Genomic DNA, 25,069 nt, shown 5'->3' on the forward strand with positions numbered 1-25,069 from the left:
GCGTAGCGGGGTTGGCGCCGCACCTCAATGCTTTGCCGTGCCTGCACGGTTTTGCAATTCACGATTGCATAGAATACAGGGCGCCTTCGACCAGCCCCGCACCTCCAGCTGGTCGCAAAAACAGCACGCTTCGCATGCTGGACGCGCTCTTACCGTGGCGCGGCGGACACTTTCCTGCCGCAAAGCAGCCATGCGCGCGATTTTCGTTCGCGCGCCCGATTTTTTTGGGGTATGACCTGCACTGTGGCACTACGTTAGTGCCGTAAGACCTGCGTTTTTCGTCCGGCGCTCGGTTTTGATTGGTAGTTTGAGGGCGAACCGGGAAGACGAACAGGGCATGAGTTTCGATAGAGGACGTCGCGGCGAGCGCGGTGGGCGCGGCAGAGACAAGCGCGATGGTTTCGGCGACGATAACTTCGGCGGCGGCAGCAGCTTCGGCGGCGGCTTCGAAGATCGCGGCGGCTTCGGTGGCGGCAATCGTGGCGGCTTCGGCGGCGGCGGTGGCGGCGGCTTCCGCAGCGGTGGCGGCTTCGGCGGCGGCGGCGGTGGTGGCGGCTTCGGCGGCGGCGGCGGCGGTGGCTTCCGCGGCGGCGGCGGTGGCGGCATGCCCCCGCAGGTGATCGGCGAAGGCACCGGCGTGGTGAAGTTCTTCAACGCGCAGAAGGGCTTCGGCTTCATCGTTCGCGATGACGGCGGCGAAGACGTGTTCGTGCACATCTCGGCCGTCGAGCAGGCAGGCCTGACCGCGTTGGCGGAAGGCCAGCCGCTCGGCTTCACGCTCGTCGATCGCGGCGGCCGCATCTCGGCGACCACGCTGAAGATCGACGGCGAGCCGATGGAAGTCGTCGAGCGCGCCCCGCGCGAGCAGGGTGCAGGCGGCTTCGGCGCCGATCGCGGTGCGCCGCGTGGCGGCCCGCAGCGCCAGCTGACCGGCGAGAAGGCGACCGGCACGGTCAAGTTCTTCAACGCGATGAAGGGCTTCGGCTTCATCCAGCGCGATGACGGGCAGCCCGATGCGTTCGTGCACATCTCGGCCGTCGAGCGCGCCGGCATGCCGACGCTCAACGAAGGCGACCGGCTCGAGTTCGAGTTGGAGGTCGATCGTCGCGGCAAGTACGCGGCGGTGAACCTTTCGCCGCAGCAGTAACCCGCTCGGGCTACTGACGGATCGAAGAGGCCGGGCGGCAACGTCCGGCCTTTTCTATGGCCTCCCTCCGGCTGGAGCATCGCGCGTGCAGATCGCGGTCCTCACCTTCGACGGCTTCAACGAGCTGGACAGCTTCGTCGCGGCGGCAATCCTCAACCGGATGCGCAGCCAGGGCTGGGCGGCGCACATCACCTCGCCCACGGAAGAAGTGACCTCCCTCAACGGCGTGACGATCCGCCGCCAGCGCCCGCTGTCGTTCGCCGCGGAGGCCGATGCCGTCATTATCGGGAGCGGCAGCAAGACGCGGGAGATTGCAGCCGACGCCGAGCTGCTCGCGCAGATTGCGCTGGATCCGACGCGGCAGCTGATCGGCGCGCAATGTTCGGGCACGCTGCTGCTCGCCAGGCTCGGCCTGATCGGCACCCTGCCCGCCTGCACCGATCTCACCACCAAGCCCTGGGTGATCGAAGCCGGGGTCGAAGTGCTCGACGCGCCCTTCGTCGCGCATGGCAATGTCGCGACCGCGGGCGGCTGTTTGGCCTCGCAATATCTCGCCGCCTGGATGCTCGGGCGCGGCGGCTCGCTGTCGGCGGCCCGCGAGGCGATCCACTATGTCGCGCCGGTCGGTGAGAAGGCGGCGACGGTCGCCCGGGTTCTGGGCGTCGTCGCGCCGTTCCTTGCCGAGACGCGCAACGCGGAGTCGCACCTCGTCGGCGCTTAGGCGACCCCGTCGCCGGGCACCGCCGGTCCTTCGAACAAGACCGGCGCGGCCGCCTCGATCGTGCAGACCAGCCCTTCCGGCGCGAAATCGAGGCGCACCTCCGCCTTGAGGTCGCCCGCCAGCGCGCGTTCGAGCATGCGCGTGCCGAAACCACGGCGGGTGGGCGGAGTCACCCGAGGACCGCCCCGCTCGTGCCACTCCAGCAGGAGCCGCAGCGGCGCTTCCTCCACCCGCCAGGTAAACTCGACCCAACCAGACACGGTCGATAGCGCGCCATACTTGATCGCGTTGGTGCACAGCTCGTGCAGTGCCATCGCCACCGTCACCGCGATACGCGAATCGAGCCAGATCGTCGGCCCGCGCGCGCGGACGCGATCGGCGACGCCGCACGAATCGAGCGCACCTTCTACCACCTCGGCCAGTTCGGCTTTCTCCCAATGCACGCGCGTCAGCGTGTCGTGCGCGCGGGCGAGCGCCCCCAGCCGCCCCTCGAACGCCAGCTGCGCCGCGGCCGGATCGGGGTTGCGACCGATCGTCTGCCGCGCGAGCGATTGCACGACCGACAGCATGTTCTTCACGCGGTGGTTCAATTCGTCGATCAGCAGGCGCTGGCGCCGCGCAGCCTCGGCCAGTGCCCGCTGCGCCTCGCGTAGCTCAGTAGAGTCGAAATAATAGCAGATCACGCCTTGCCGCCCTTCGGGCAGGCGCGCGCGGTGCAGCTCCCACTCATAGCCTTCGACCTGGCCGACATCCGCGCGCGGCTCGACGAACGCATGGGAGCGATAGGGCTCGCCGGTCTCCAGCGTGCGGCGAAAGTGACCGACGATCTCCTGCGCGACCGGTTCCGGCCACAGGATGCGCATCGCGTCCTCGAACGGGCGGCCGATCACCGGCCGGACATTCCGGAACGCGCCTTCCTGGCTACGCTCGTTCATCGCGACGATCGTCAGCGCATCGTCGACCAGGTAGATGCCGAATGGGCATTTGTTGATCAGCTCGACGAAGATCTCGCTTTGCCTCGCCGTGTGCTCGGCAACCTCGCGGACCCAGTCTTCCGGAGCATCGCCCGCGACTCGGCGCAGCAAGGCATCGCGGCCGCTAAAGCGTTCCGACAATGCCGCGGATTCGAAGCCCGATCTGGTAGGCATGGCATCTCCTCCAGGCAGCATTGCGGACGCGACAAACCGATGCATGTCTCAGAACAGGCTTAGCTTCCTGTGCAACGGTTTGTCCAATAGACGCGGGGTACGCCCGATCGCCGCGGGACGATGCATGCCCGCTACCGTCGACGGAACCCCTCAGGTCACCATCCGCCGCAGCCCAGCGATGGTATCCGCCTCGGCGGCGGGCTTGTCGGTGCGGATGCGGGCGATGCGAGGAAAGCGCATCGCCAGCCCCGACTTGTGTCGCTTCGATTCGTGGATCGAATCGAACGCCACCTCGAGCACCAGCGACTTGTCAGTCTCGCGCACCGGACCGAAGCGGTTTACCGTGTGGGTGCGGACATGGCGATCGAGCCATTTCAGCTCCTCGTCGGTGAAGCCGAAATAGGCCTTGCCGACCGGGAGCAGTTCACCCGTCTCGGTCCAGGCGCCGAACGTAAAGTCCGAATAGAAGCTGCTGCGCTTGCCCGAGCCGCGCTGTGCATACATCAGCACGCAATCGGCGGTGAGCGGATCGCGCTTCCACTTGTACCACAGCCCTACCCGGCGCCCGGCAACATAGGGCGAATCGCGCCGCTTGAGCATCACCCCTTCGATCGCCGCGTCGCGGGCACCCGCGCGGATTTCCTCCAGCGCGGCGAAATCCGCAGCATCGATCACGGCGGAAATGTCGAAGCGTTCGGCATCGAGGCCGGGTACGAATGCCTCCAGCCGCGAGCGCCGCGCGTGCCAAGGCAGTTCGCGGACATCCTCGGTGCCGTCGAACAGGATGTCGTAGAGCCGGACGAAGGCGGGAAACTCCGCCAGCGTCTTGGCCGAGACGACCTTGCGACCCAGCCGCTGCTGGAGCGCGTTGAAGCTGCCCGCCTCGCCGCCCTGCACCTCGCCGCGCACCAGCAGTTCGCCGTCGAGCACGCCGGGCGTCGCAAATGCCGCCGCCACTTCGGGGAAGCTGCGGGTGATGTCGTCGCCCGCGCGGCTGTAGAGGCGGGTCTCGCCGCCGGCATGGACGAGCTGGACGCGGATGCCGTCCCATTTCCACTCCGCCGCATAGTCGGCGAGCGTGACCTGCGTCTCTTCCAGCGCATGCGCGAGCATGAACGGGCGGAACACCGGCACATCCTCCGCGCGCGGCTGCTCCGCGCGGCCCTCGGCCCAGTCGAACAGCACCGCATAGGGTGGATGCAGGCCGTGCCACACTTCCTCCACCGCATCGACATCAAGCCCGAAGGCCTGGGCAAGCGCGGTCTTGGCCAGCCGCGCCGAAATGCCGACGCGCAAGGCGCCGGTCGCCAGCTTGAGCAATGCATAGCGCTCGTCGGATTCGAGTCGGTCGAGCATCGCCGCCAGCACTGCAGGCGCGTCGGAGCGGGAGAGCCCGCCCAGCGTAGACACGACCTGCGAGAGGGTGAGCGGCGCGCTTTCGGGGGAGGGCACTTGCGGCTCGGGCCAGAGCAAGGCGATCGTCTCGGCCGAGTCACCTACGAAATCGCGGCTCATGCCGTACAGCACCGGATCGACTCGCGATTCGATCATCGCGCGCAGCAGCGCGGGCTTCACGGCCGGCAGATCGAGCGCGCCGGTCAGCGCCGCCATCGCCCAGCCGCGATCGGGATCAGGCGTCGCGCGCAGATAGTCGCCGATCAGGCGGAGCTTGGCATTACGCGAGCGGGTGTAGATCAGCCGGTCGAGCAGGTCGGCAAAAGCGCGCATGGTCAGATAGATGGGGGCGCCGCCCCGGTCGCGCTAGGGCGAGGCGCTGCATAGTCGAAGCGTTCGCACGCGCAGCAAAGAATGGTTCGACGGCACTCGGCTTTGGCGTACGGAAGGGTCATGAAGCGCTTCCTCTTCGCCCTGCTCGTACTGATCCTGCTGCTCGCGGGCGGCCTTGGCTTCGGACTATGGACGGCGATGCGGGACCCCGTCGTGCGGCGGCTGACCATTCACATGCGCGACTGGCCTGTCGGCGCGGCGCCGATGCGCGTCGTGCTGATCAGCGACCTGCATGTCGCCGGCCCCGAAACGCCGCCATCGCGGCTCGCGCGCATTGTCGGCCAGGTCAACGCGCTGCGGCCGGACCTGGTGCTGATCGCCGGCGATGTCGAGCAGCATCGGCGGGTAACGACGCGCGTCTATGGCGCAGCGGAGGCCACCGCGCCGCTCGCCGCGCTGCGCGCGCGCTACGGCGTGGTCGCGGTACTCGGCAATCACGATTATGGACGGTTCGACAAGACCGATCTGCCGCCCTGGCTGGAAAGGCAGGGCATCACCGTGCTGCGCAACGATGCGGTGCGCCGCGGGGTGCTGACGATCGCCGGTGCCGACGATCTCTACCATGGCAAATATCGGGAAAAGTCGCTCGACCATGCCGCACGCGCCCTGCCGGGGCCGACCGTGGTGTTGAGCCATACCCCCGACATCGCCCCAACGCTCCCCGCCCGCTATCCGCTGGTGCTGGCCGGACATACCCATTGCGGCCAGATCGTACCGCCGCTGATCGGGCCGATCACCGCCTCTTCCGACTATGGCCTGCGCTATGTCTGCGGGCTGATCCGCGACCCTGGCCGCGACGTGCTCGTCACCGCCGGGATCGGCACCAGCAACGTGCCGCTGCGCATCGGCGCGGTGCCCGATTTCTGGCTGCTGACCTTCGACGGGGCGGCGCACTGAGGATTCGCAAAGCTGCCTTATTTCGCCCCTAGCTTCGCGCTCGGGCGCGCATTGCGCCCGTCCAGGGAGGGCTTTTTCCGATGAAGTTTCTTGTCGCAGGCGCGATTGCCGCTGCCATGCTGAGCCCCGCCGCCATGGCGCAGCAGACCCCCGCGCCGGCCGCCGCTCCGGCAGCCGCAACCAAGTTCGGTCTCGATACGCCGATCGAGACGCTGCTCGCCGATGAAAAGGCCAAGGCGGTGCTCGACACTGACATTCCGGGCCTGTCGTCGCACCCGGCGCTCGACCAGTTCAAGGCGATGAGCCTGAAGGCGGTGCAGCCTTTCTCGAACGGCGCACTGACCGACGAGATGCTCAAGAAGGTCGAAACCGACCTCGCCGCGATCAAATAAGCGGCAAAAGGCCGGCGCGCGCCCGCAGCGCGCGCCGGCCTATCTCCCCGGCTCAGCCCTTGCGGCTGGCCTCGAACAGGAACCAGGCGCGCTCTTCGGCCTGGTCGGTCCATTCGTCGACGATGCCGCTGGTGGCATTGTCCTTGGCCTCTTCGGCCGCTTCCTTCACCGCGCGGAAGCTCTCGACCAGCTTGAGATTGTCGTCGCGCAGCTCGGCGAGCATGTCGCCGGGAGCCACGAACTCGGCGTCATTGTCCGAAATGGTCTGGCGGCGCGCGATGTCGCCGATCGAGCGCAGCGTGGTGTTGCCGGTCTTGCGGACGCGCTCGGCGATCGCATCGGTCACGCCCAGGATCTGCGCGGCCTGATCGTCGAGCATCAGGTGATAGTCGCGGAAGTGCGGGCCCGATACGTGCCAGTGGAAGTTCTTGGTCTTGAAATACAGCGTGAAGCAGTCCGCCAGCGCGCTGTTCAGGGCATCGGCAACGCTCTTGGTGTCGTTGCGGTTGAGGTCGGTCGGCGTCGCGAGTGCGGGATTTTCGGCCATGGGTTTTCCTCCTGAGGCGGTCGATTCGTTGCCCTAACGATCGGGATATAGGGTCCGGTTCCCCCAAGGAAACAGCCATACCCTAGGATAAACCCGATCAAGCTGATCGATAGAGTCGATGCCGCGCGCGGGCGCTTCGGCGCCAACACACTTGACTTTCCCGGGCGATTCGCGCATCCGCTCCCCCCTGTCAGCGGTGTGCCACAAGCGCGCCGCTCTTTTCTTTTCGCACGAATCAAGGGTTCCGGGTCATGGCAAAGCCGACCACCGTAAAGATCAAGCTCGTCAGCACGGCGGATACGGGCTTCTTCTATGTCACCAAGAAGAATCCGCGCACCCAGACCGAGAAGCTGAGCTTCCGCAAGTACGATCCGGTCGTGCGCAAGCATGTCGACTTCAAGGAAGCGAAGATCAAGTAAGGCTGCCGGGCGCGCTGGCCGCGCCCGCGCTGTTTGATCGCATCGCGCCGGATCCTCGCGGGTCCGGCGTTTTCGCTGCATCGATCGCTTAGTCCTCGATTTCGGCCATCAGCTTTTCGACCTGGTCGACGAATCGCGCCAGCGAGATCGGCTTGGCGACATAGGAACGCGCGCCCGCCGCGCGGATCCGCTCCTCGTCCTCATGGCTCGAATAGGCGGTCACCGCCATGATGGGGATGCGGCCGAGCACCGGATCCGCCTGCATCTGGCCGATCAGCTCGAAGCCGGTGACGTGCGGCAGCTGCACGTCCATGATCACCAGATGCGGCTTGAACCGGCGCGCGCTGGGCACGGCCTCGCGCCCGTCGCGGACCGGCTCGGCTTCATAGCCATGCGCGCGCAACAGGTCGCAGAACAGCTTCAGGTTCAATTCGTTGTCCTCGACAACGAGTACTCTTTTTGGCACGCGCTACCTCTACTCTGCGGGGCGGTGTTAGGCGATGGCGGGCGACGTGACAAATCCCGAAACGGTGGCGCTGCAGGCACTCGTCTGGATTCTAAGTGATTCCGGCCGAGCCGGCCGCTTGCTGGACCTTACCGGACTCGATCCGGACACGCTGCGCGCCCGCGCCGGCGAACCCGCGCTGCTCGCCGCCGCGATCGGCTTTCTCGAATCCTACGAGCCCGACCTGATCGCCTGCGCCGACGCGCTCGACCTTTCCCCCGCGGCGCTGGTCGATGCCCGCCGCCAGCTGGAATCCGCATGAAACCGCTGCTGATCACCGATTGCGACGAAGTCCTGCTGCACATGGTCCGCCACTTCGGCGAATGGCTGGGCGACACCCATGATATCGACTTCGCGCTCAACGGCAGCGAGTTCGAAGGCGCAATGCGGCGCCGCGGCGACGGCAGCACGCTGGAAGGCCCGGAAATGTGGGCGCTGCTCGACGGCTTCTTCCCCGCTGAAATGGAACGGCAGACGCTGGTGCCGCACGCCCGCGAGGCGCTGGCCCGGATCGCCGAGGTGGCGGACATCGTCGTGCTTACCAACCTGCAGGACCATTGCCGCGATCACCGCATCACCCAACTGGCGAATCACGGCATCGTCCACCGGGTGGAGTGCAACCAGGGCGGCAAGGGCAACCCCGTCGCGCGGCTGGTGGCGGAGCATGGCGCCTCGGTCGCGGTGTTCGTCGACGATCTCGCCACGCACCACGAATCGGTCGCCAAGCATGCGCCCGACGTGTTCCGCCTCCACATGGTGGCCGAGCCGAGCCTTGCGCCCAAGGTGCCCCCTGCCCCGCACGCCCATGCCCGCATCGACGACTGGCGCGAGGCGCAGGCGTGGATCCTGGAGCGCTTCGCTCAGGCCTGAGGGGCCCTTGACCCTGCCCGCGCCCGGTGGTTGGGTTCGGGAATGACCACTGTGATCGATCGCAAGCTCGCCGAGCTCGGCCTCGCCCTTCCCGAGGCCGCCGCTCCTGTCGCCGCCTATGTTCCGGTTGTCGAAGCCGGCGGGCTGCTCCACGTCTCGGGCCAGCTGCCGTTCAAGGATGGCGCGCTGATGACCGGCCGCCTTGGCGAAGACCGCGACATCGCCTTCGGCACCGAAGCGGCACAGCGCTGCGGCCTGATGCTGGTCGCGCAGATCAAGAAGGCACTCGACGGCGACCTCAGCCGCGTGAAGCGCGTCGTGAAGCTCGGCGTGTTCGTGAACTCGACCGCCGACTTTACCGACCAGCCAAAGGTCGCCAATGGCGCGTCCGAGCTGATGCAGGCGATGTTCGGCGAAGCCGGCCGCCACGCCCGCAGCGCCGTGGGCGTCGCCGCCCTGCCGCTGGGTGCCGCCGTCGAAGTCGACGCGATCTTCGAAATCGCCTGATGCCGGGCGCGCTTCCCCGCGGCCCGAGGCCCGGGAAGCGCGCCTGTGGCCCGTGAGCAACAGTTTGTAACAAACGCCCGCCCCTTAAACGGAAGACTATTGTGCGCAGCCCGTACGATCGGGCAATCTTTTGTTGCAAATCGGAAGTCGCCGGGTCGTAGAGCCCAGAACAACGCGATGCCGATTGCAGCAGGTGAGGAACCCTTTAGTTTCCATTGAAAGGGATTCCATGCGCTTCTCCTCGATCAGCCTCGGCGCGCTGCTGCTCGCCACGACCGCGCCCGCCTTCGCGCAGGAAACGGCCCCGGCCCCGGCGATCACGCTGAACGGCACCGCGACGGTGATCAGCGACTACAAGTTCCGCGGCATTTCGCAGACCGACGGCAACTTCGCCGTCCAGGGCGGCCTGACCATCAGCCATGCGTCGGGCTTCTACGTCTCCGCCTGGGGCTCCTCGATCGATGACTACGTCACCACCCACGGCACCGCGCACCAGGAGCTCGATCTGATCGCGGGCTTCAAGCACAGCTTCAAGAACGGCGTGACCGTCGATGTCGGGGCGCTCTATTATGTCTATCCGGGTACCCGCCCCGGCTTCGCCGGCGACAAGAGCTCGTCGGACTTCATCGAGCCCTATGCTTCGGTTTCCTACGCGATCGGGCCGGTAACTGCGAAGGCGACAGTGAACTATGCGCCGAAGCAGAAGGCGCTCTCCCTCGATCAGGGCCAGACCGGCACGCTGAAGAACGAGGACAATGTCTATCTTGCCGGCGACCTTTCGGCCGCGATCCCGAAGACGCCGATCAGCCTGACGGGCCACCTGGGCCACACGTTCGGACCCAGCTGGCTCGTCCCGATCCAACGCAAGGAATATACCGATTGGGCGGTGGGCGCGGCCTATACCTGGAAGAACCTTACGCTCGGGGTCTCCTATGTGGGTACCGACGTGAAGTTCATCACGCCCACCGGCAAGGATGCCGCCAAGGGCAGCGTGCTGGGATCGATCGGCGTCAGCTTCTGATCGCACGGCCTGGGGCAGGGGCGCGGGAGCGGCGAGGGCCGCTCCCGATTGCCGCGCCTATCGTGCCCCTCCCGCTTGGGGGCTGACGGTTGAGGGCGCCACCGGGCGATCGCCATCCCCTCCCCTAGCTCCTCCCGCAAGCGGGAGGGGAACGCGCATCTCAAGTGTAGCATCCGCCAAACGAAAAGCGCCGGCCCGCATCGTGCGGACCGGCGCTTTTCGTTGTGCCCGAAGGCGCGCGCTTACTGCGGCGTCTTGACGCTCGCATCCTTGTTATCGCCCTGGGGCGACTTGAGGATGTCCTGGGTCGTGCGGCCCTTGTCGACCACGGTGGTCGCGGGGCTGCCGGCATTGCTCCGCACGCCGGCATCGGCGCTGGCCGCGCCCGCCTGGTCGAGCGTCGCGGTCTCGGCCTGGCTGCGCGCCGCGGTGCCGCCGAACAGCGCCTCGAGCGCCTGGTCGGACGGATTGGTGTCCTGCGGGCGCGCCGCACCCGGCTGCGGCGGACGCAGCGAGAAGTCCGGCGGAATCACCAGCGGTGCCTGGCGGGCGACCGCGAACTCGTCCGGACGCGCCCGATCATACCCCTTCTTGCCGCACGCCGAGAGCGAGGCCACCAGGGCGACGCCGGTCGCGACGAGGATCAACTTACGCATTGAATTTCTTCTCCACAGGGGCAGGCGACTTGGGGTTCTTGTCGCGAACGAGCAGGGCACGAAGCAGCAGGATCACCACGCCGATGGTAATCGCGGCATCGGCCACGTTGAAGACCAAAAAGGGGCGCCACTCGCCGAAATGCAGATCGGCGAAATCGACGACATAGCCGAGGCGGCTGCGATCGAGGATGTTGCCGCACGCCCCGCCCAGCACCAGGCCGAGCGCGACGACGTCACCGGTCTTCTTCTCGCGCAGCATCCACACGCAGACGCCCACCGCGATGCACGCGGTCATCAGCACCAGCAGCCAGCGCATCGTCGGGCTGTTGGCCGAGAGCAGGCCCAGCGACACGCCGATATTCTTGACGAAGCGCAAGTCGAAGATCGGCAGAAGCGTCAGCGAATCATTCTGCACGACCAGCCCGAGCGGGCCGGTGACGATGTACTTGGTGAGCTGGTCGAGCACGAACACCGCCAGCGCCGCGGCGAAGCCATAGAGGCGAACCTGCTTCATCACGACACCACCTCTGCGCAACGGTCGCACAATGCCCCATCCTGCGTCACTTCGGGAAGATGGCGCCAGCACCGGCCGCATTTGTGGCGATCGGTGGGCGTCACCGTGACATCGACTGCCTGATCGACCTTGGACACGATGAACAGCTCGGTGAGCTCCTCGGCCGGCATCGGCAGCGTCGGCACGGTCACCTCGGCCTCGAGGCTGGAGCGGACCTTCTTCTCGCGGCGATAGGGCTCGATCGCCTCGGTGACGGTCTGACGGAGCGCGCGGATCGCGGTCCAGTCATGCTCGACCGAGGCGCCTTCCGGCAGCACCGGCCATTCCAGCTCGTGGACCGATCCGTCCTCGCTCGGATAGCGGCTCTGCCACACTTCCTCGGCGGTGAAGGCGAGGATCGGCGCGGCGTAGCGGACGAGCGCGTGGAACAGCACGTCGAGCACGGTGCGATAGGCGCGGCGCTTGGGATCGCTCTCCGCGTCGCAGTAGAGGCAGTCCTTGCGAATATCGAAGAAGAAGGCCGAGAGGTCCTCGTTCATGAAGTCGCCGAGCGCGCGCGCATAGCGATTGAACTCGAACGCCTCCGCCGCCGACCGCAGCTCGGCATCGAGCGCCGCCAGCTTGTGGAGCACATAGCGCTCCAGCTCGGGCATGTCGGCCACCGCGACCTTCTCGGCCTCGCCGAACCCGTCGAGCGCGCCCAGCAGATAGCGGAAGGTGTTGCGGATCTTGCGATACGCGTCGCCGGTGCCGGCCAGCACTTCCTTGCCGATGCGGACGTCGTCGAAATAGTCGGTCTGGGCGACCCAGAGGCGCAGGATGTCCGCGCCGCTCTCGCCGATGATCTTCAGCGGATCGACGACGTTGCCGAGCGACTTGGACATCTTCTTGCCCTGGCCGTCGAGCGCGAAGCCATGGGTGAGCACCGCGTCATAGGGCGCCCGGCCACGGGTGCCCGAGGATTCGAGCAGCGACGACTGGAACCAGCCGCGATGCTGGTCCGAGCCTTCGAGATAGAGGTTGGCGCGGACGCCCTCGCCGTAGCGCGCCTCGATCACGAAGCTGTGGGTCGAGCCGCTGTCGAACCACACGTCGAGAATGTCGGTGACGACCTCATAGTCCTCAGCGCGGTAATCGGGGCCGAGCAGCGCCTGATGGTCGGCCTGGAACCAGGCATCGGCCCCGCCGGCGCGGAAGGCGTCGAGGATGCGGGCGTTGACCACGGGGTCGCGCAGATAGTCGCCGGTGGCGCGGTTGACGTAGAGCGCGATCGGCACGCCCCAGGCGCGCTGGCGGCTGATCACCCAGTCCGGGCGGCCCTCCACCATCGCGCGGATGCGGTTGATCGAGCGCTCGGGCACCCAGCGGGTGTGCTCGATCGCATCGAGCGCGACTTCGCGGAGCGTGGGAGCGTTGCTGTCCGCGGCGCCCTCGCCCTTGGCGGGCGTGGGCTTATCCATTGGGATGAACCACTGCGGGGTCGCCCGGAAGATGATCTTCGCCTTGCTCCGCCAGCTGTGCGGATAGCTGTGCTGGAAGTCGTCCGAGGCGGCGAGCAGCGCGCCCGCGGAGCGCAGGTCCGAGCAGATCGGGCCTTCGGCGCTCACGAACTTCTTGTTGATCACCGATCCCTGGCCGCCGAGCCACAGCCAGTCGGCACGGTACATGCCGGCGCCATCGACCGCGAAGACCGGATCGATGCCGTGCGCCTTGCACAGCAGGAAGTCGTCCTCGCCATGGTCCGGCGCCATATGGACGAGACCGGTACCCGCATCGGTGGTGACGAAGTCGCCGGGCAGGAACGGCCGCGGCTTGGCGAAGAACCCCCCGAGCGCGTGCATCGGGTGGCGGGCAACGGCGCCGGAGAGCTGCGAGCCCACCACCTGCTTGTCAGCCACGGCGTTGACCTCACCCGCGATGTCAGCTGCGTCGAATTGGCCGCCCGCGAACTGAAGACCTGTTCTAGCCAAAAACTTGCTGATCAGATCGAACGCGACGACGTATCGACGGCCGTCGCTCGCTTCGAAGTGGAGGTAGGTGACCCCTTCGCCATACGCCAACGCCTGGTTCACCGGGATCGTCCACGGCGTGGTCGTCCAGATCACCGCATGCGCGCCGACCAGTTCGGGCGCGTTGGGCGCCTCGGTGATCTCGAACGCCACGTCGATCTGCGTCGAGGTGATGTCCTCATATTCGACTTCGGCCTCGGCCAGCGCGGTCTTCTCCACGGGCGACCACATCACCGGCTTGGCGCCGCGATAGAGCTGGCCGCTCTCGGCAAACTTGAGCAGCTCCGCCGCGATCCGCGCCTCGGCGTCGAACTTCATGGTGAGATAGGGATCGTCCCAGTCGCCGAGGATGCCGAGCCGCTCGAACTGGCCGCGCTGCACCGCCACCCATTTTTCCGCATAGGCGCGGCATTCGGCGCGGAAGGCGACGGGATCGACTTCGTCCTTGTTGAGCTTCTTGGCGCGATAGGCTTCCTCGACCTTCCACTCGATCGGCAGGCCGTGGCAGTCCCAGCCGGGGACATAGGGCGCGTCCTTGCCCATCAGGCTCTGGCTGCGGACGACGATGTCCTTGAGGATCTTGTTGAGCGCATGGCCCATATGGATGTCGCCGTTGGCGTAGGGCGGGCCGTCGTGCAGCAGGAAGCGCTCGCGGCCCGCGCGGGCCTCGCGCAGCTTCTGGTAGAGATTAATTCGCGCCCAGCGCTCGAGGATGGCCGGCTCCTTGGCAGCAAGGCCGGCCTTCATCGGGAAATCGGTCTTCGGCAGGAAGACGGTGTCGCGCCAGTCGCGCTGGGTGTCGGTTGCGTCAGTCATGGGTCGCGCGGGATTAGCCGGTGTGCGAGGGGAAGTCATCCCTGCTCTTCTTCTAAGCCCCTCCTCCTTGGAGGAGGGGTTGGGGTGGAGGGATTCCAGAACGTCTGGTGGTCTCGGCGAGACCCTGCCCCACCCCAACCCCTCCCCTGAAGGGGAGGGGCTAAGCGTGCGCTACTCGTGCGCGCCGTTGGGCTTGGGCGTCACCGCCTTGGCGTGCGCGCCGGACTTGCAGGCGCGGATCGTCTCCGGTTCGGGTCTTTCCCCACGCGCTTCGAACACCGCCATATAGCCGCCGGCCGAAGGCATCGGCAGCATCGAGACCTGCGCATAGCCCACCGCCGCGAACTCGCACTTGAGTAACGCGGGCGGCGTGCCGTGATTCTCGGTGGCGCGATCGGCGTCGACCACGATCACCTGCCCGCCCGGCGCCAGCGACGGGCGCAGCCGCCACAGGAATTCGTAGGGCGATTCGATCTCATGGTACATGTGCACCATCAGCACGCGATCAAAGCTGTTCTCGGGCAGCCGCGGATCGGCAGGCAGGCCCAGCCGCACGCTGACATTGTCGAGCTTCTCGCGCACCACGCGGGTGGCGAGCGCGCTGATGTAATCGGGGACGATGTCCTCGGCGACCACCCGCCCCTTGGCGCCGACGCGCTGGCCGAGGCGGATCGTGTAATAGCCTTCGCCCGCGCCGATATCGGCGACGGTCATGCCGGGCTTGATCCCGGCCAGGTCCATCACCTTGCCGGCCTCGTTCAGCCGGTCGCGCTCTTCCTCGCTCGACCAGCGCGAGGAGACGATCGTCGCCACCGGCCGATCGGCCGCCGGGAAGCCCGAGTTCGCCGAATCATGGCTCTCGTTGCGCAGCCCCCGCGGACTGCCGTCGCACGCCGCCAGCAGCAGCGTCACGCCGAGCAGCAGGGGCCGCGCGCGCAAGCTCAATCGACATCCTCCACCGCGACGGCCTCGCCCGTCACGCGCTGTGCTAGCGCGGCAGCCATGAAGCTGTCGAGATCGCCGTCGAGCACGTCGCTCGGCGCGGTGGAGGTCACGCCCGTGCGCAGGTCCTTCACCAGCTGATAGGGCTGGAGGACATAGGAGCGGATCTGGTGGCCCCAGCCGATATCGGTCTTGGTCGCGTTCTGCGCATCGGCCACCGCTTCGCGCTCGGCCAGTTCGCGCTCATAGAGACGCGCGCGGAGCTGGTTGAAGGCCTCGGCGCGGTTCTTGTGCTGCGAACGCTGGTTCTGGCACTGCACGACGATGCCGGTCGGCAAGTGGGTGATGCGCACCGCCGAGTCGGTGGTGTTGATGTGCTGGCCGCCCGCGCCCGAGGCGCGATAGGTGTCGATGCGCAGCTCGCTCTCGTTGATCTCAATCTCGATATTGTCGTCGATCACCGGATAGACCCAGACGGATGCGAAGCTGGTCTGGCGGCGCGCGTTCGAATCGAACGGGCTGATGCGGACCAGCCGGTGCACGCCGCTCTCGGTCTTGGCATAGCCGTAGGCGTTCTCGCCCTTGAACAGCAGGGTCGCGGACTTGATGCCCGCCTGTTCGCCGGCATGATAGTCGACCAGCTCGACCTTGTAGCCGTGGCGCTCGGCCCAGCGCGTGTACATGCGCTGGAGCATTTCGGCCCAGTCGTTCGATTCGGTGCCGCCGGCGCCGGCGTTGATCTCGACATAGGTGTCGTTGGGATCTGCCTCGCCCGACAGCAGCGCCTTGACCTTGTCGGCGTCGGAGCGCTCGGCGAGCTGGCGGAGGCTCTCGGTGCCGTCGACCGCCATTTCCTCGTCGCCTTCGGCCTCGGCCATCTCGATCAGCTCGACGGTGTCGTTGAGCTCGCTCTCGATCGCGCGGGTGGCGCTGATCGATTCGTCGAGGCGGCGACGCTCGCGCATCACGTCCTGCGCCTTCTTGGCGTCGTTCCACAGCGTCGGATCCTCGACGCGCGCGTTCAGCTCGTCGAGGCGGCGCAGCGCGCGGTCCCAGTCGAGCGAGCGGCGCAGCAGCGCCAGCGCGCTGTTGATCTTGTCGACATATGCCTGCGCTTCAGCGCGCATGTTCCAAACCTTCCGAAGTATCCGCCGGCCGCACCACAGACGATGCGGCGATCTCAAGCCATATAGGGTGTGGCGGCCTCGCTAGTAGATTCCGCCCTGTTGTTGCAAGAAGTCGCTATCGCCCTGGCGATCGGCCTTGCGCTGCACCGGGGCCACCGCGGCGGGTGCCGCTTCGACATTGGCGGTGCGGCGGGTGCGGCGCGGATCGCTGTCAGGCCGGAAGGCCTCCCAGATGATCGAGGAGAGCGGATCGTCGGTCGGCCAGCCATATTGGACCGGGCGGCCGCTGGCGCGATCGATGCGGACCATGCGGATGCCCGGCGGCGCGACGAAGGGCAGCGGATCCAGCCCTTCATAGGCGGGCACCGCGAATTCCTTGAAGATCGGCGCGGCGATCGAGCCGCCCTGGGCATAGCCGCCGAGGTTCGTCGGCGTGTCATAGCCGAGATAAAGCCCGCCGATCATCTGCGGGGTGCCGCCGACGAACCACACGTCGGTCGGGCCCGTCGTGGTGCCGGTCTTGCCCATCATCGGACGGTTGAGATCGCGCAGCACGGTCGCGGTACCGCGCTGGACCACGCCCTCGGTGATGTGGACCATCTGATAGGCGACCATCGGGTCGATCACCTGGCGCGCGCGGACGATCGGGCGCGGCATCGCCTTGCCGTCCCAGTCGCGCGCGTTGCACCCCGAACAGGCGCGCCAGCCGGCCGGGAAGATCACCTTGCCGCGGCGATCCTGGACGAAATCGATCAGCGTGGGGTTTAGCGCGCGGCCCTGGTTCACCAGGATCGAATAGGCGTTGACCATGCGCAGCACCGTCGTCTCGCCCGCGCCCAGCGCATAGGAGAGGTACGGCGGCAGCCGATTCCTGGAGACGCCCAGCCGCTGGATCGTATCGACCACCTTGTCCATGCCGGTGGCGTTGGCGATCTGCACGGTCATCAGGTTGCGCGACTGTTCGATGCCCCAACGCAGCGTGTGCGGGCCGGCGCCGCGGGCATTGCCGAAATTGCGGAAGCACTTCTGGCCCAGCCCCGCCCCCTGCCACACGCAGAACGGGCCATCGACGACGATCGACGCCGGGGTCATCCCGTTCTCGAGCGCGGAAGCATAGACGATCGGCTTGATCGTCGAGCCCGGCTGGCGGGTCGCCTGGGTGGCGCGGTTGAACGCCTGGAGGCGGGCATCGAACCCGCCCTGCATCGCCAGGATGCGGCCGGTCGAGGGATCCTCGACGACCATGCCGCCCGACACCTTGGGCACGCTGCGCAGGCTCCAGCTGCCGCCCTCGGGCGCAACGGCGAGGATGTCGCCGACCTTGATCGCATCGAAGGCATGGCCGCCCTTGCCGCGGATCGGCATCTGCGCGGCGCTCTCCGGCAGCGTGCCGGTGTCGCCATCGTCGAAGCCGAGCTGGGCGCTGCGCGAATCGCGGGCGATCACCACGGCGGCACGCCAATTGTCGTAATCGACGCCGATATTCCTGGAGACGAAGGCCGAATACCAGCCATCGCCTTCGAACTGCACCTTGCCGAGCGGCCCCGACCAGCCCCGCCCGCGATCGTAGCGCAGCAGGCCGTCGCGCAGTGCGCGCTGGGCATAGGCCTGGAGCCTGGGATCGAGCGAGCTGCGGATCCACAGGCCGCCGTCATAGACGCTGTACGGCCCGTCCTCGCGCTTCTCGCCGAACTGGCGGGCGAGCTGGCGGCGGACCTCTTCGACGAAATAGCCCCCCACCCGCTCGAAGCGCGGCGTCTGGCGCGGCACGGTGCCGAGCGGCGAGGCGACCGCCTGGTCGTGCTGCGCCTGGTTGATGAAGCCGTTGCGCAGCATTTCGCCGAGCACCCAGTTGCGGCGATCGAGCGCGCGCTGGGTGTTGCGATCGGGATCGTAGTTGGCGGGGCCCTTGGGCAGGATCGCCAGATAGGCCATCTGGGCGAGGCTCAACTTGTCGAGCGGCTTGCCGAAATAGGCATCGCTCGCCGCCGCCACGCCGCCCGAATTGCGCCCCAGCTCGATGGCGTTGAGGTACAATTCCATGATCTGCGGCTTGGACAGAGTGTCCTCGATCCGCCAGGCGATGATGGCTTCCTTGAGCTTGCGGGTATAGCTCGCCTCGTTGCCCACCGCGAGATTCTTGGCGACCTGCTGGGTGATGGTGGAGGTGCCGCGCGGGGTCTTGCCGCGGAGGATGCCCTCGCCCGCCGCGCGCACCAGACCGGGGAAATCGAGCCCGTGGTGCGAGAAGAAGGTGCGGTCTTCCGCTGCCATGAAGGCGCGGACCAGCAGCGGCGGGAACTCGCCATAGCTCAGCTGCACACGCCGCATCTGGGCATAGGCATGGATCGGCGCGCCGTCGGCGGAGCGGACATAGCTCGGCAGCTGCGGCTCGTAGCTGCGCAGCTTGTTGACCGAGGGCAGATCGCGCGCGACGAGCAGCCAGACGGCGAACACCAGCAGCCCGGCGAGCAGCGCCAGGATCGCGAGCGTGCGGAACCACCAGCGCCGCCGCAGCCGCGCCCAGCGGCCGGGCGTGCGTTCGATGGGCTGGGGAATTGGGGGAGTGTCGCCGTCGGCCATGCGGCGCGCGGTGTAGCACCTTTTCGGGCGGAAGAAAGGGAGCCGCGCCCGGTGCTTGTCCCAGGTCAGCGGGTGGCGAGGTAGATTTCGGTCGCCCGGCGCACCGCTGCGGCGAGCCGTGCGCGCGCCTCGGGCGAGCCGAGCGCCTGCGCATCCTCGGCATTGGAGACATAGCCGAGCTCGAACAGCACCGAGGGCATGTCTGGCGCCTTGAGCACCATCAGCGCCGCCATTCGCCGCGGCCGCGCATGCAGCCGCATCGCGGGTGCGACTTCGCGGGCGAGCAGATCGGCATAGCGCGCGGACACCCCCATGGTGCGGCGCTGGGCGAGATCGATCAGCAGCGAAGCGATATCGGCGCGTTCGCTCCCCAGATCGACGCCGGCGAGCAGATCAGCGCGATTCTCGCGCGCCGCCATCCGCGCGGCTTCCTTGTCCGAGGCGACTTCGGACAGGGTGTAGAGCGTGCCGCCCGAGGCCAGCGGGTCCGCCGCGCTGTCGCAGTGGAGCGACAGGAACAGCGCCGCGCCCAGCCGGCGGCCGATATCGGTGCGCTGCTGCAGCGGCACGAACGAATCATCGTCGCGCGTCATCGCCACGCGGACGCGGCCCGAGGCGAGCAGCGCGTCGCGGATCGCGCGGGCGGCTGCCAGCGTCAGTGCCTTTTCGGTGATGCCGTCGACACCCGGCGCGCCGGGATCGCGCCCGCCATGGCCGGGATCGAGCACCACCAGCGGCAGCCCGGGCGGCCCCTGTACCGGCGGCAGCGGCGCGCCCCTGGCCGCCACCGGCTCGGGCATGGCGAGGCTGACGCTATAAGCCTCCGATCGCCAAGCAAAACGCGGCCCGGCGTCGCCTTTCAGGGGTACGACCACCGCGCCATCCTCGACCCGCACCTGCTCGGCCAGCCCGATCCAGCCGGGCAGACCGGTCAGCCAGCCGGCGATCAGGAACAGCATCCAGGACACGGCGTCGCTATGCCGCGCCCGCCCGCGGCCGGTCCAGCCTCCAAATTGATGCGGAGGACTTGGTTAACCGGATGCGAAGAACCATTTGCTACGGCCAGGGATCGAAATCCTCCCAAATGCTTTGTGGCGCTCGGGGGACCCAAATCTTCCAAAGCCGAGCCGGTTGCCGCAACGACATAGCGGTGCTAGGCAGGATATGCTTCCGGCACTGCGCCGGATCAGGCACGCGACGCTTCTTTGTCGCGACAGTTCAGGTTGACGTTCGCATGAGGCAATTTCCCCACCGTCCGCATCGCCAGGCCTTCGCGGCCGGCAGCGTGGCGATGGTGGAGCAAGGGGACCGCTGGTCCGCTCGTGCCCGTGCAGCAACAGCAGTTTTTGAAACCCGCGCTACCCGGATCGGCCTCGCCGATCGTCTGGGGCGCTTCTTGTATCGCGCGCTCGCGCCCCATTCCCTCGAGGAACTGTGCCGGCGCGCCCGGAGAATCATCAATGACCATGCGTATGCTGATCGACGCACGCCACCGGGAAGAAACCCGCGTGGCCGTCGTCAAAGGGAATCGAATCGAGGAATTTGACTTCGAGTCCGCTGAGCGCAAGCAGCTCAAGGGCAATATCTATCTCGCGAAGGTGACCCGGGTCGAGCCGTCGCTGCAGGCGGCCTTCGTGGATTACGGCGGCAACCGCCACGGCTTCCTCGCCTTTTCGGAAATCCATCCCGACTATTACCAGATCCCCAAGGAAGATCGCGAAGCCCTGCTCCGCGAAGAGGCCGAGCATGCCGCGCAGGAAGCCGCGCTGCGCGAAGCCGATGGGGACGACGACGACGATCATCACGATCACGACCATGATCACGACGACCATGAAGACGGCGTCGAGATGGTCGAGCGCGCGCATGACGACGAGGAAGCCTCGGAAGGCGAGGACGCGCCGCAGGGCGGCCGTCGCCGTCGCGGTCGTGGCGGCAATGGCGACGAGGCCGAGGCGCTGCGCCAGCGCCGCATGAATCTGCGTCGCCGCTACAAGATCCAGGACGTGATCCGCCGCCGCCAGGTGCTGCTGGTCCAGGTCGTCAAGGAAGAGCGCGGCAACAAGGGTGCGGCGCTGACCACCTATCTAAGCCTCGCCGGCCGCTACTGCGTGCTGATGCCGAACACCGCCCATGGCGGCGGCATCTCGCGCAAGATCAACTCGGCCGCCGATCGCAAGCGCCTGAAGGGCATCATGGCGGACCTCAAGCTGCCCGCCTCGATGGGCTGCATCGTCCGCACCGCCGGCCTGCAGCGCACCAAGACCGAGATCAAGCGCGACTTCGACTATCTCGCCCGGCTGTGGGACGAGATTCGCGAGAAGACGCTGACCTCCTCCGCGCCCGCGCTCGTCTATGGCGACAGCGACCTGATGAAGCGGGCGATCCGCGACATCTACAATCGCGACATCGACGAGGTGATCGTCGAGGGTGAGGAAGGCTATCGCCAGGCCAAGGACTTCATGAAGCTCCTGATGCCGAGCCATGCCCGCAAGGTGCGGCAATATGCCGATGCGGTGCCGCTGTTCCAGCGCGCCGGGGTCGAGGAGCAGCTGTCGGCGATGTACCATCCGGTGGTGCAGCTGAAGTCCGGCGGCTATCTGGTGATCAACCCGACCGAGGCGCTGGTCTCGATCGACATCAACTCGGGCCGCTCGACGCGCGAGCACAATATCGAGCAGACCGCGACCGCGACCAACCTCGAAGCCGCCCAGGAAATCGCCCGCCAGCTCCGCCTGCGCGACATGGCGGGCCTGGTCGTGATCGACTTCATCGACATGGACCACTCGTCCAACGTCCGTAAGGTCGAGAAGGCGATGAAGGAGGCGCTGAAGAACGATCGCGCCCGCATCCAGGTCGGCCGCATCTCGCCCTTCGGCCTGATGGAAATGAGCCGCCAGCGCCTGCGCACCGGCGTGCTCGAAGCCTCCACCCGCACCTGCCCGCATTGCGAAGGCACCGGCCTGGTCCGTACGGCCTCGTCGGCGGGCCTGTCCGCGCTGCGCATGATCGAGGACGAGGCAGCCCGCGGCCGCGGCTCGCAGATCCTGCTGCGCGCCAGCCAGGAAGCAGCCTTCTACGTGCTCAACAAGAAGCGCGGCGAACTGGCCGAGATCGAGGATCGCTACGGCGTGCTGGTCGAGGTCGAGGCGGACGGCGAGCTGGAAGGCGCGCGCATGACCGTCGAGGCCTCGGGCCCGCCGCCGGCCTATGCGCCCAAGATCGAGCCGCTGCTCGAGGAGCCGGAAGAAGACTTCGTCGAGGAGATCGAGGAAGAGGAAGAAGAGCTCGAAGCCGAGGCCGAAGCCGAAGCCGCCGAGCCGCGCGAGCGTGGGGAACGCCCGGAGCGCGGCGAGCGTGAGGGTGAAGGCCGCGGCAAGCGCCGTCGCCGCCGTCGCGGTCGCGGCCGTCGTGGTCGCGAGGAAGGCGAAGGCCAGGACGAGCAGGTCGAGACCGAAGGCGCCGATGGCGACGTCGAGGCAGACGAGGCCGAGCCGGCCGAAGTCGAGGCAGTGGCCGAGACCGAGGAAACCGCAGCCCAGCGCGAGGAAGGCGAGCGCAACCGCAAGCGCCGTCGTCGCGGCCGTCGCGGCGGTCGTCGCGGTGCCGGTGAAGAGGGTGCCGAGCAGGCAGCCGAGGACGAGGGCGAGCCGGCAGAAGCCGAAGCGCCCGTCGCCGCGCCCGAGCCCGTCGCCGAAGCAGCCCCTGCCCCGGCAGCGGTAGAGGCCGAGCCGGAAGCCCCGGCTAAGCCCAAGCGCACCCGTCGCAAGAAGGCAGACGTTGAAGCGGAGGCCGCCCCGGCCGCCGTCGAGGCACCCGCCGAGGAAGCGCCGGCCAAGCCGAAGCGCACCCGTCGCAAGAAGGCGGATGTCGAGGCGGAAGCCGCGCCGGCCGCCGTCGAGACGCCCGTCGAGGAAGCGCCTGCCAAGCCCAAGCGCACCCGCCGCAAGAAGGCGGATGTCGCGGCCGAAGCGGCCCCCGACTCACCCGCCGTCGAGGCAGCGGTCGCGCAGGACGTGACCCCGGCCGCCGAGGAAGCATCGGCCGAGGAAGGCCAGCCCCGCCGCGGCTGGTGGCAGCGGACCTTCGGCGCCTGAGGAAGATCCCCGGCGCGACCAGCCCGGTCGCGCCGGGGCTTTCAGTGTAGGTTCAGGGCGTTGTTGCCAGGGCAGCCCTTCGAAACGAGTCCCCGGGGAGTATCGAACATGGCGCGCATCCACCGATTGGCCACGCTGCTCGCGATGCTCGGCCTCGCCGCGTTCGCGTCGCGCCCGGCGATGGCGCAATCAGTGCTCCGCGACGCCGAGACCGAGGCGCTGCTGGCCGACATGGCCAAGCCGCTGTTCACCGCCGCCGGGCTCAACCCCGCCAACGGCAAGGTCGTGCTGATCGGCGACCCGTCGATCAACGCCTTCGTTGCGGGCGGCCAGATCGTCTATGTCAATTCCGGCCTGATAGACGCGGCGGATACCGCCAATCAGGTCCAGGGCGTCGTCGCCCACGAAATCGGCCACATCGTCGGCGGACACGCGGTGTTCCAGCGCGACGGCGGCTATGGCAACATCTCGATCCTCAGCCTGTTGCTCGGCGCCGCGGCGATGGCGGCGGGTTCGGCCGAGGCCGGCACCGGCATCCTGATGGCCGGCCAGCGCGCCGCGATCGGCAAATATCTCGCCTATAGCCGCGTGCAGGAATCCTCGGCCGACGCGGCGGGCGTGCGCTTCCTGAACACCGCGGGCATCACCGGCAAGGGCATGCTCAGCTTTTTCGACAAGCTGACGCAGGAGATGCATCGCTACGGCTATTACAGCACCGATCCCGAGGTCGATCCGTTTGCGCAGACCCACCCGATGTCGCAGGATCGCGTCCAGACGCTGAAGGCGGATCTTGAAGGCTCGCCCAACTGGACCAAGCCGCTCGACCCCGATCTCGAGCGCCGCTTCAAGCGCGTGCAGGCCAAGCTGCGCGGCTATACCAATGATCCCAAGAAGACGCTGCGGATCTACCCGAAGACCGACCAGTCGATCCCGGCGCATTATGCGCGCGCCTATGCCTATCACCAGTCGGGCTATCCCGAGCAGGCCGCCGAGGAAACCGCGGCGCTGGTGAAGCTTGCGCCCAACGACCCCTATTTCCTCGAGCTGCAGGGCCAGATCCTGCTCGAATCGGGCCAGCCCCAGGCCTCGCTCGATCCGCTGCGCAAGGCGACGCAGCTCTCGAACAACTCTCCGCTGATCGCCAGCACCTTCGGCCACGCGCTGGTCGCGACCGAGGACAAGGCGAACCTCAAGGAAGCCGAACAGGTGCTCCGCGATTCGCTCACGCGCGACCGCGACAATCCCTTTGCGTGGATCAACCTCGGCACCGTCTATGATCGCGAGGGCGATGAGCCGCGCACCGCGCTCGCCACCGCCGAGCGGGCCAATCTGATCGGCGATGCGCGCACCGCGATGGTCAGCGCGCGGCGGGCGATGGGTGGGCTGCCGCAAGGCTCGCCCGAATGGATCCGCGCGCAGGACATCGCGATGGTCTCCGAACAGGCGATGAAGGACGACAAGCGCAACAAGGGACGCAATCTCCAGTAATGACGCGATCGAGGCTTTTTTTCGCCAGCGCGCTGCTGCTGGCCGCGGTCCTCGGCGGCCTGGTCGTGCTGGGGCTGCAGGCGCTGCTGCCGGGAATCGGCGGCAACAAGGCGCAGGTGGAGCGGATCGTCCACGGCTATCTGCTCGAAAACCCCTCGATCCTGCGCGACATGATGGAGAAGCTCCAGCAGCAGGAAAATGCCGAGGCGGCGAAGGCGCAGGACAATGCGCAGGCGTCCCTCCCCGCCGCGCTGCCCGCGCTGACCACGCCCTTCGCCAGCGCCTGGGCGGGCAATCCCAACGGCGACGTCACCGTCACCGTGTTCATGGATTATGCCTGCGGCTATTGCCGCGCGAGCCTGCCCGGCCTGGCCGAGCTGATCGCCAAGGATCCGAACGTCCGCGTCGTGTATCGCGAATATCCGGTGCTGGGCGAGGCGAGCGTGGTCGCTGCCCGCTTCGCGCTGGCTGCGGCGCAACAGGGCAAGTTCCGCGCCTTCCACGACGCGATGTTCGCCAGCGATGGCCCGAGCAATGCATCGATCAGCGACGCGCTGGCCAAGGCCGGGCTCGATCCTGCCGCTACGCAGAAGCTCGCCAATAGCGATGCGATCGCCAAGGAGATCGACGCCAACCACCGGCTCGGCGTCAAGCTGGCGATGAATGGCACGCCCGCCTGGGTGGTCGGCAAGCAGATCCTCTACGGCGCGCGCGACTATCAGGCACTGGTGGATGCCGTCGCCATCGCGCGGAAGACGAAGTAAGGCCCACGCACACGCAAAGCTGAAAGCATATCCTCCCCCGCCAGGGGGAGGTGGCCCGCGAAGCGGGTCGGAGGGGGAGGATGCCAGAACGATAGCGGCGTGCGTCCTCCCCCT

Annotated in this window: 23 protein-coding genes; 12 read left to right on the top strand and 11 right to left on the bottom strand. The window is 67.5% G+C overall.

Translation table 11 applies throughout. The annotated features are described in order from the left end of the window. Nucleotides 1-337: 337 nt before the first annotated feature. Nucleotides 338-1,147, top strand: a complete 810-nt coding sequence (locus tag ABIC35_RS16285) for a cold-shock protein (protein WP_121073184.1) — start codon at nt 338-340, stop codon at nt 1,145-1,147. Between the two features lie 85 nt (nt 1,148-1,232). Continuing rightward, nucleotides 1,233-1,868: a DJ-1/PfpI family protein gene (locus ABIC35_RS16290; protein ID WP_121073182.1), complete on the top strand. Its 636-nt coding sequence runs from the start codon at nt 1,233-1,235 to the stop codon at nt 1,866-1,868. Here ABIC35_RS16290 and ABIC35_RS16295 read toward each other — a convergent pair. Then, the gene (locus tag ABIC35_RS16295) at nt 1,865-3,016 is read right to left on the bottom strand and encodes a sensor histidine kinase (protein ID WP_121073180.1); all 1,152 of its coding nucleotides are present in this window, start codon (nt 3,014-3,016) and stop codon (nt 1,865-1,867) included. The two genes, ABIC35_RS16290 and ABIC35_RS16295, sit on opposite strands and share 4 nt — an antisense overlap. A gap of 150 nt (nt 3,017-3,166) precedes the next feature. Continuing rightward, nucleotides 3,167-4,744, bottom strand: a complete 1,578-nt coding sequence (locus ABIC35_RS16300) for a cisplatin damage response ATP-dependent DNA ligase (RefSeq protein WP_121073178.1) — start codon at nt 4,742-4,744, stop codon at nt 3,167-3,169. Nucleotides 4,745-4,864: 120 nt separating this feature from the next. On the opposite strand from ABIC35_RS16300, the gene ABIC35_RS16305 reads away from it, so the two are divergent. Together ABIC35_RS16305 and ABIC35_RS16310 are read left to right on the top strand one after the other, a co-directional pair. After that, nucleotides 4,865-5,701, top strand: coding sequence for a metallophosphoesterase (locus ABIC35_RS16305; protein ID WP_121073176.1), 837 nt, complete (start codon nt 4,865-4,867; stop codon nt 5,699-5,701). Nucleotides 5,702-5,781: 80 nt separating this feature from the next. Then, the gene (locus tag ABIC35_RS16310; protein ID WP_121073174.1) at nt 5,782-6,093 is read left to right on the top strand and encodes a hypothetical protein; all 312 of its coding nucleotides are present in this window, start codon (nt 5,782-5,784) and stop codon (nt 6,091-6,093) included. Between the two features lie 52 nt (nt 6,094-6,145). On the opposite strand, the gene ABIC35_RS16315 is transcribed toward ABIC35_RS16310, so the two are convergent. Further along, entirely contained in the window at nt 6,146-6,640 is a 495-nt protein-coding gene (locus ABIC35_RS16315; protein ID WP_093298386.1) for a Dps family protein, read from the bottom strand. Nucleotides 6,641-6,891: 251 nt separating this feature from the next. Between ABIC35_RS16315 and rpmG the strand changes: the two genes are divergently transcribed. Next, the gene (gene rpmG, locus ABIC35_RS16320; RefSeq protein WP_010125625.1) at nt 6,892-7,059 is read left to right on the top strand and encodes a 50S ribosomal protein L33; all 168 of its coding nucleotides are present in this window, start codon (nt 6,892-6,894) and stop codon (nt 7,057-7,059) included. Between the two features lie 88 nt (nt 7,060-7,147). On the opposite strand, the gene ABIC35_RS16325 is transcribed toward rpmG, so the two are convergent. Continuing rightward, nucleotides 7,148-7,525 (bottom strand): response regulator, encoded by a 378-nt coding sequence (locus ABIC35_RS16325; protein ID WP_121073172.1) that lies wholly within the window; start codon nt 7,523-7,525, stop codon nt 7,148-7,150. Between the two features lie 46 nt (nt 7,526-7,571). Here ABIC35_RS16325 and ABIC35_RS16330 point away from each other — a divergent pair, with 46 nt between their 5' ends. The 4 genes from ABIC35_RS16330 to ABIC35_RS16345 all read left to right on the top strand — a co-directional run bounded on the left by ABIC35_RS16330 (nt 7,572) and on the right by ABIC35_RS16345 (nt 9,962). Beyond that, nucleotides 7,572-7,826, top strand: a complete 255-nt coding sequence (locus tag ABIC35_RS16330) for a DUF3572 domain-containing protein (protein WP_436286786.1) — start codon at nt 7,572-7,574, stop codon at nt 7,824-7,826. Beyond that, a complete protein-coding gene (locus ABIC35_RS16335; RefSeq protein ID WP_121073168.1) occupies nt 7,823-8,434 on the top strand; it encodes an HAD family hydrolase in 612 nt (203 codons plus the stop codon). Before ABIC35_RS16330 ends, ABIC35_RS16335 begins: the two co-directional genes overlap by 4 nt. 42 nt (nt 8,435-8,476) lie before the next feature. Further along, nucleotides 8,477-8,941 (top strand): RidA family protein, encoded by a 465-nt coding sequence (locus ABIC35_RS16340; RefSeq protein ID WP_121073166.1) that lies wholly within the window; start codon nt 8,477-8,479, stop codon nt 8,939-8,941. Between the two features lie 229 nt (nt 8,942-9,170). Next, nucleotides 9,171-9,962, top strand: a complete 792-nt coding sequence (locus ABIC35_RS16345; RefSeq protein WP_121073164.1) for a TorF family putative porin — start codon at nt 9,171-9,173, stop codon at nt 9,960-9,962. 242 nt (nt 9,963-10,204) lie between these two features. On the opposite strand, the gene ABIC35_RS16350 is transcribed toward ABIC35_RS16345, so the two are convergent. From ABIC35_RS16350 to ABIC35_RS16380, 7 genes are all read right to left on the bottom strand, one after another. Beyond that, nucleotides 10,205-10,618 carry a DUF3035 domain-containing protein gene (locus ABIC35_RS16350; RefSeq protein ID WP_121073162.1) on the bottom strand — a complete coding sequence of 138 codons (414 nt, stop codon included), beginning with the start codon at nt 10,616-10,618 and terminating at the stop codon, nt 10,205-10,207. Continuing rightward, the gene (lspA, locus tag ABIC35_RS16355) at nt 10,611-11,132 is read right to left on the bottom strand and encodes a signal peptidase II (RefSeq protein WP_121073160.1); all 522 of its coding nucleotides are present in this window, start codon (nt 11,130-11,132) and stop codon (nt 10,611-10,613) included. The genes ABIC35_RS16350 and lspA overlap by 8 nt, the downstream gene beginning before the upstream one ends. Further along, a complete protein-coding gene (gene ileS, locus ABIC35_RS16360) occupies nt 11,132-13,957 on the bottom strand; it encodes an isoleucine--tRNA ligase (RefSeq protein WP_121073158.1) in 2,826 nt (941 codons plus the stop codon). The genes lspA and ileS overlap by 1 nt, the downstream gene beginning before the upstream one ends. Before the next feature lie 171 nt (nt 13,958-14,128). Beyond that, on the bottom strand, nt 14,129-14,896 hold the full coding sequence (locus tag ABIC35_RS16365) for a class I SAM-dependent methyltransferase (protein WP_121073156.1): 768 nt from the start codon (nt 14,894-14,896) through the stop codon (nt 14,129-14,131). Nucleotides 14,897-14,898: 2 nt separating this feature from the next. Then, nucleotides 14,899-16,026 carry a peptide chain release factor 2 gene (gene prfB / locus ABIC35_RS16370; protein ID WP_121073154.1) on the bottom strand — a complete coding sequence of 376 codons (1,128 nt, stop codon included), beginning with the start codon at nt 16,024-16,026 and terminating at the stop codon, nt 14,899-14,901. A gap of 81 nt (nt 16,027-16,107) precedes the next feature. Beyond that, complete coding sequence (locus ABIC35_RS16375) at nt 16,108-18,609, bottom strand: penicillin-binding protein 1A (protein ID WP_121073151.1); 2,502 nt, start codon at nt 18,607-18,609, stop codon at nt 16,108-16,110. A 65-nt stretch (nt 18,610-18,674) separates the two neighbouring features. Beyond that, nucleotides 18,675-19,568: an N-acetylmuramoyl-L-alanine amidase family protein gene (locus ABIC35_RS16380; protein WP_354278524.1), complete on the bottom strand. Its 894-nt coding sequence runs from the start codon at nt 19,566-19,568 to the stop codon at nt 18,675-18,677. 501 nt (nt 19,569-20,069) lie between these two features. Between ABIC35_RS16380 and ABIC35_RS16385 the strand changes: the two genes are divergently transcribed. From ABIC35_RS16385 to ABIC35_RS16395, 3 genes are all read left to right on the top strand, one after another. Then, nucleotides 20,070-22,703, top strand: coding sequence for an Rne/Rng family ribonuclease (locus ABIC35_RS16385; RefSeq protein WP_220667326.1), 2,634 nt, complete (start codon nt 20,070-20,072; stop codon nt 22,701-22,703). Between the two features lie 108 nt (nt 22,704-22,811). Further along, nucleotides 22,812-24,191 carry a M48 family metalloprotease gene (locus ABIC35_RS16390; RefSeq protein ID WP_121073147.1) on the top strand — a complete coding sequence of 460 codons (1,380 nt, stop codon included), beginning with the start codon at nt 22,812-22,814 and terminating at the stop codon, nt 24,189-24,191. Beyond that, nucleotides 24,191-24,955 (top strand): DsbA family protein, encoded by a 765-nt coding sequence (locus ABIC35_RS16395; protein WP_121073145.1) that lies wholly within the window; start codon nt 24,191-24,193, stop codon nt 24,953-24,955. Before ABIC35_RS16390 ends, ABIC35_RS16395 begins: the two co-directional genes overlap by 1 nt. The last annotated feature ends 114 nt before the right edge of the window (nt 24,956-25,069 follow it).

The sequence above is a fragment of the Sphingomonas trueperi genome, from assembly GCF_040545965.1.
GTDB lineage: Bacteria > Pseudomonadota > Alphaproteobacteria > Sphingomonadales > Sphingomonadaceae > Sphingomonas > Sphingomonas trueperi_C.

What these genes read in the sequence shown, in the direction of transcription:
- ABIC35_RS16285 (WP_121073184.1), top strand. Translation starts at nt 338, where the DNA reads ATGAGTTTCGATAGAGGACGTCGCGGCGAGCGCGGTGGGCGCGGCAGA.
- ABIC35_RS16295 (WP_121073180.1), bottom strand. Translation starts at nt 3,016, where the DNA reads ATGCCTACCAGATCGGGCTTCGAATCCGCGGCATTGTCGGAACGCTTT.
- ABIC35_RS16300 (WP_121073178.1), bottom strand. Translation starts at nt 4,744, where the DNA reads ATGCGCGCTTTTGCCGACCTGCTCGACCGGCTGATCTACACCCGCTCG.
- ABIC35_RS16305 (WP_121073176.1), top strand. Translation starts at nt 4,865, where the DNA reads ATGAAGCGCTTCCTCTTCGCCCTGCTCGTACTGATCCTGCTGCTCGCG.
- ABIC35_RS16310 (WP_121073174.1), top strand. Translation starts at nt 5,782, where the DNA reads ATGAAGTTTCTTGTCGCAGGCGCGATTGCCGCTGCCATGCTGAGCCCC.
- ABIC35_RS16315 (WP_093298386.1), bottom strand. Translation starts at nt 6,640, where the DNA reads ATGGCCGAAAATCCCGCACTCGCGACGCCGACCGACCTCAACCGCAAC.
- rpmG (WP_010125625.1), top strand. Translation starts at nt 6,892, where the DNA reads ATGGCAAAGCCGACCACCGTAAAGATCAAGCTCGTCAGCACGGCGGAT.
- ABIC35_RS16335 (WP_121073168.1), top strand. Translation starts at nt 7,823, where the DNA reads ATGAAACCGCTGCTGATCACCGATTGCGACGAAGTCCTGCTGCACATG.
- ABIC35_RS16340 (WP_121073166.1), top strand. Translation starts at nt 8,477, where the DNA reads ATGACCACTGTGATCGATCGCAAGCTCGCCGAGCTCGGCCTCGCCCTT.
- ABIC35_RS16345 (WP_121073164.1), top strand. Translation starts at nt 9,171, where the DNA reads ATGCGCTTCTCCTCGATCAGCCTCGGCGCGCTGCTGCTCGCCACGACC.
- ABIC35_RS16350 (WP_121073162.1), bottom strand. Translation starts at nt 10,618, where the DNA reads ATGCGTAAGTTGATCCTCGTCGCGACCGGCGTCGCCCTGGTGGCCTCG.
- lspA (WP_121073160.1), bottom strand. Translation starts at nt 11,132, where the DNA reads ATGAAGCAGGTTCGCCTCTATGGCTTCGCCGCGGCGCTGGCGGTGTTC.
- ileS (WP_121073158.1), bottom strand. Translation starts at nt 13,957, where the DNA reads ATGACTGACGCAACCGACACCCAGCGCGACTGGCGCGACACCGTCTTC.
- prfB (WP_121073154.1), bottom strand. Translation starts at nt 16,026, where the DNA reads ATGCGCGCTGAAGCGCAGGCATATGTCGACAAGATCAACAGCGCGCTG.
- ABIC35_RS16375 (WP_121073151.1), bottom strand. Translation starts at nt 18,609, where the DNA reads ATGGCCGACGGCGACACTCCCCCAATTCCCCAGCCCATCGAACGCACG.
- ABIC35_RS16380 (WP_354278524.1), bottom strand. Translation starts at nt 19,568, where the DNA reads ATGCTGTTCCTGATCGCCGGCTGGCTGACCGGTCTGCCCGGCTGGATC.
- ABIC35_RS16385 (WP_220667326.1), top strand. Translation starts at nt 20,070, where the DNA reads ATGACCATGCGTATGCTGATCGACGCACGCCACCGGGAAGAAACCCGC.
- ABIC35_RS16390 (WP_121073147.1), top strand. Translation starts at nt 22,812, where the DNA reads ATGGCGCGCATCCACCGATTGGCCACGCTGCTCGCGATGCTCGGCCTC.
- ABIC35_RS16395 (WP_121073145.1), top strand. Translation starts at nt 24,191, where the DNA reads ATGACGCGATCGAGGCTTTTTTTCGCCAGCGCGCTGCTGCTGGCCGCG.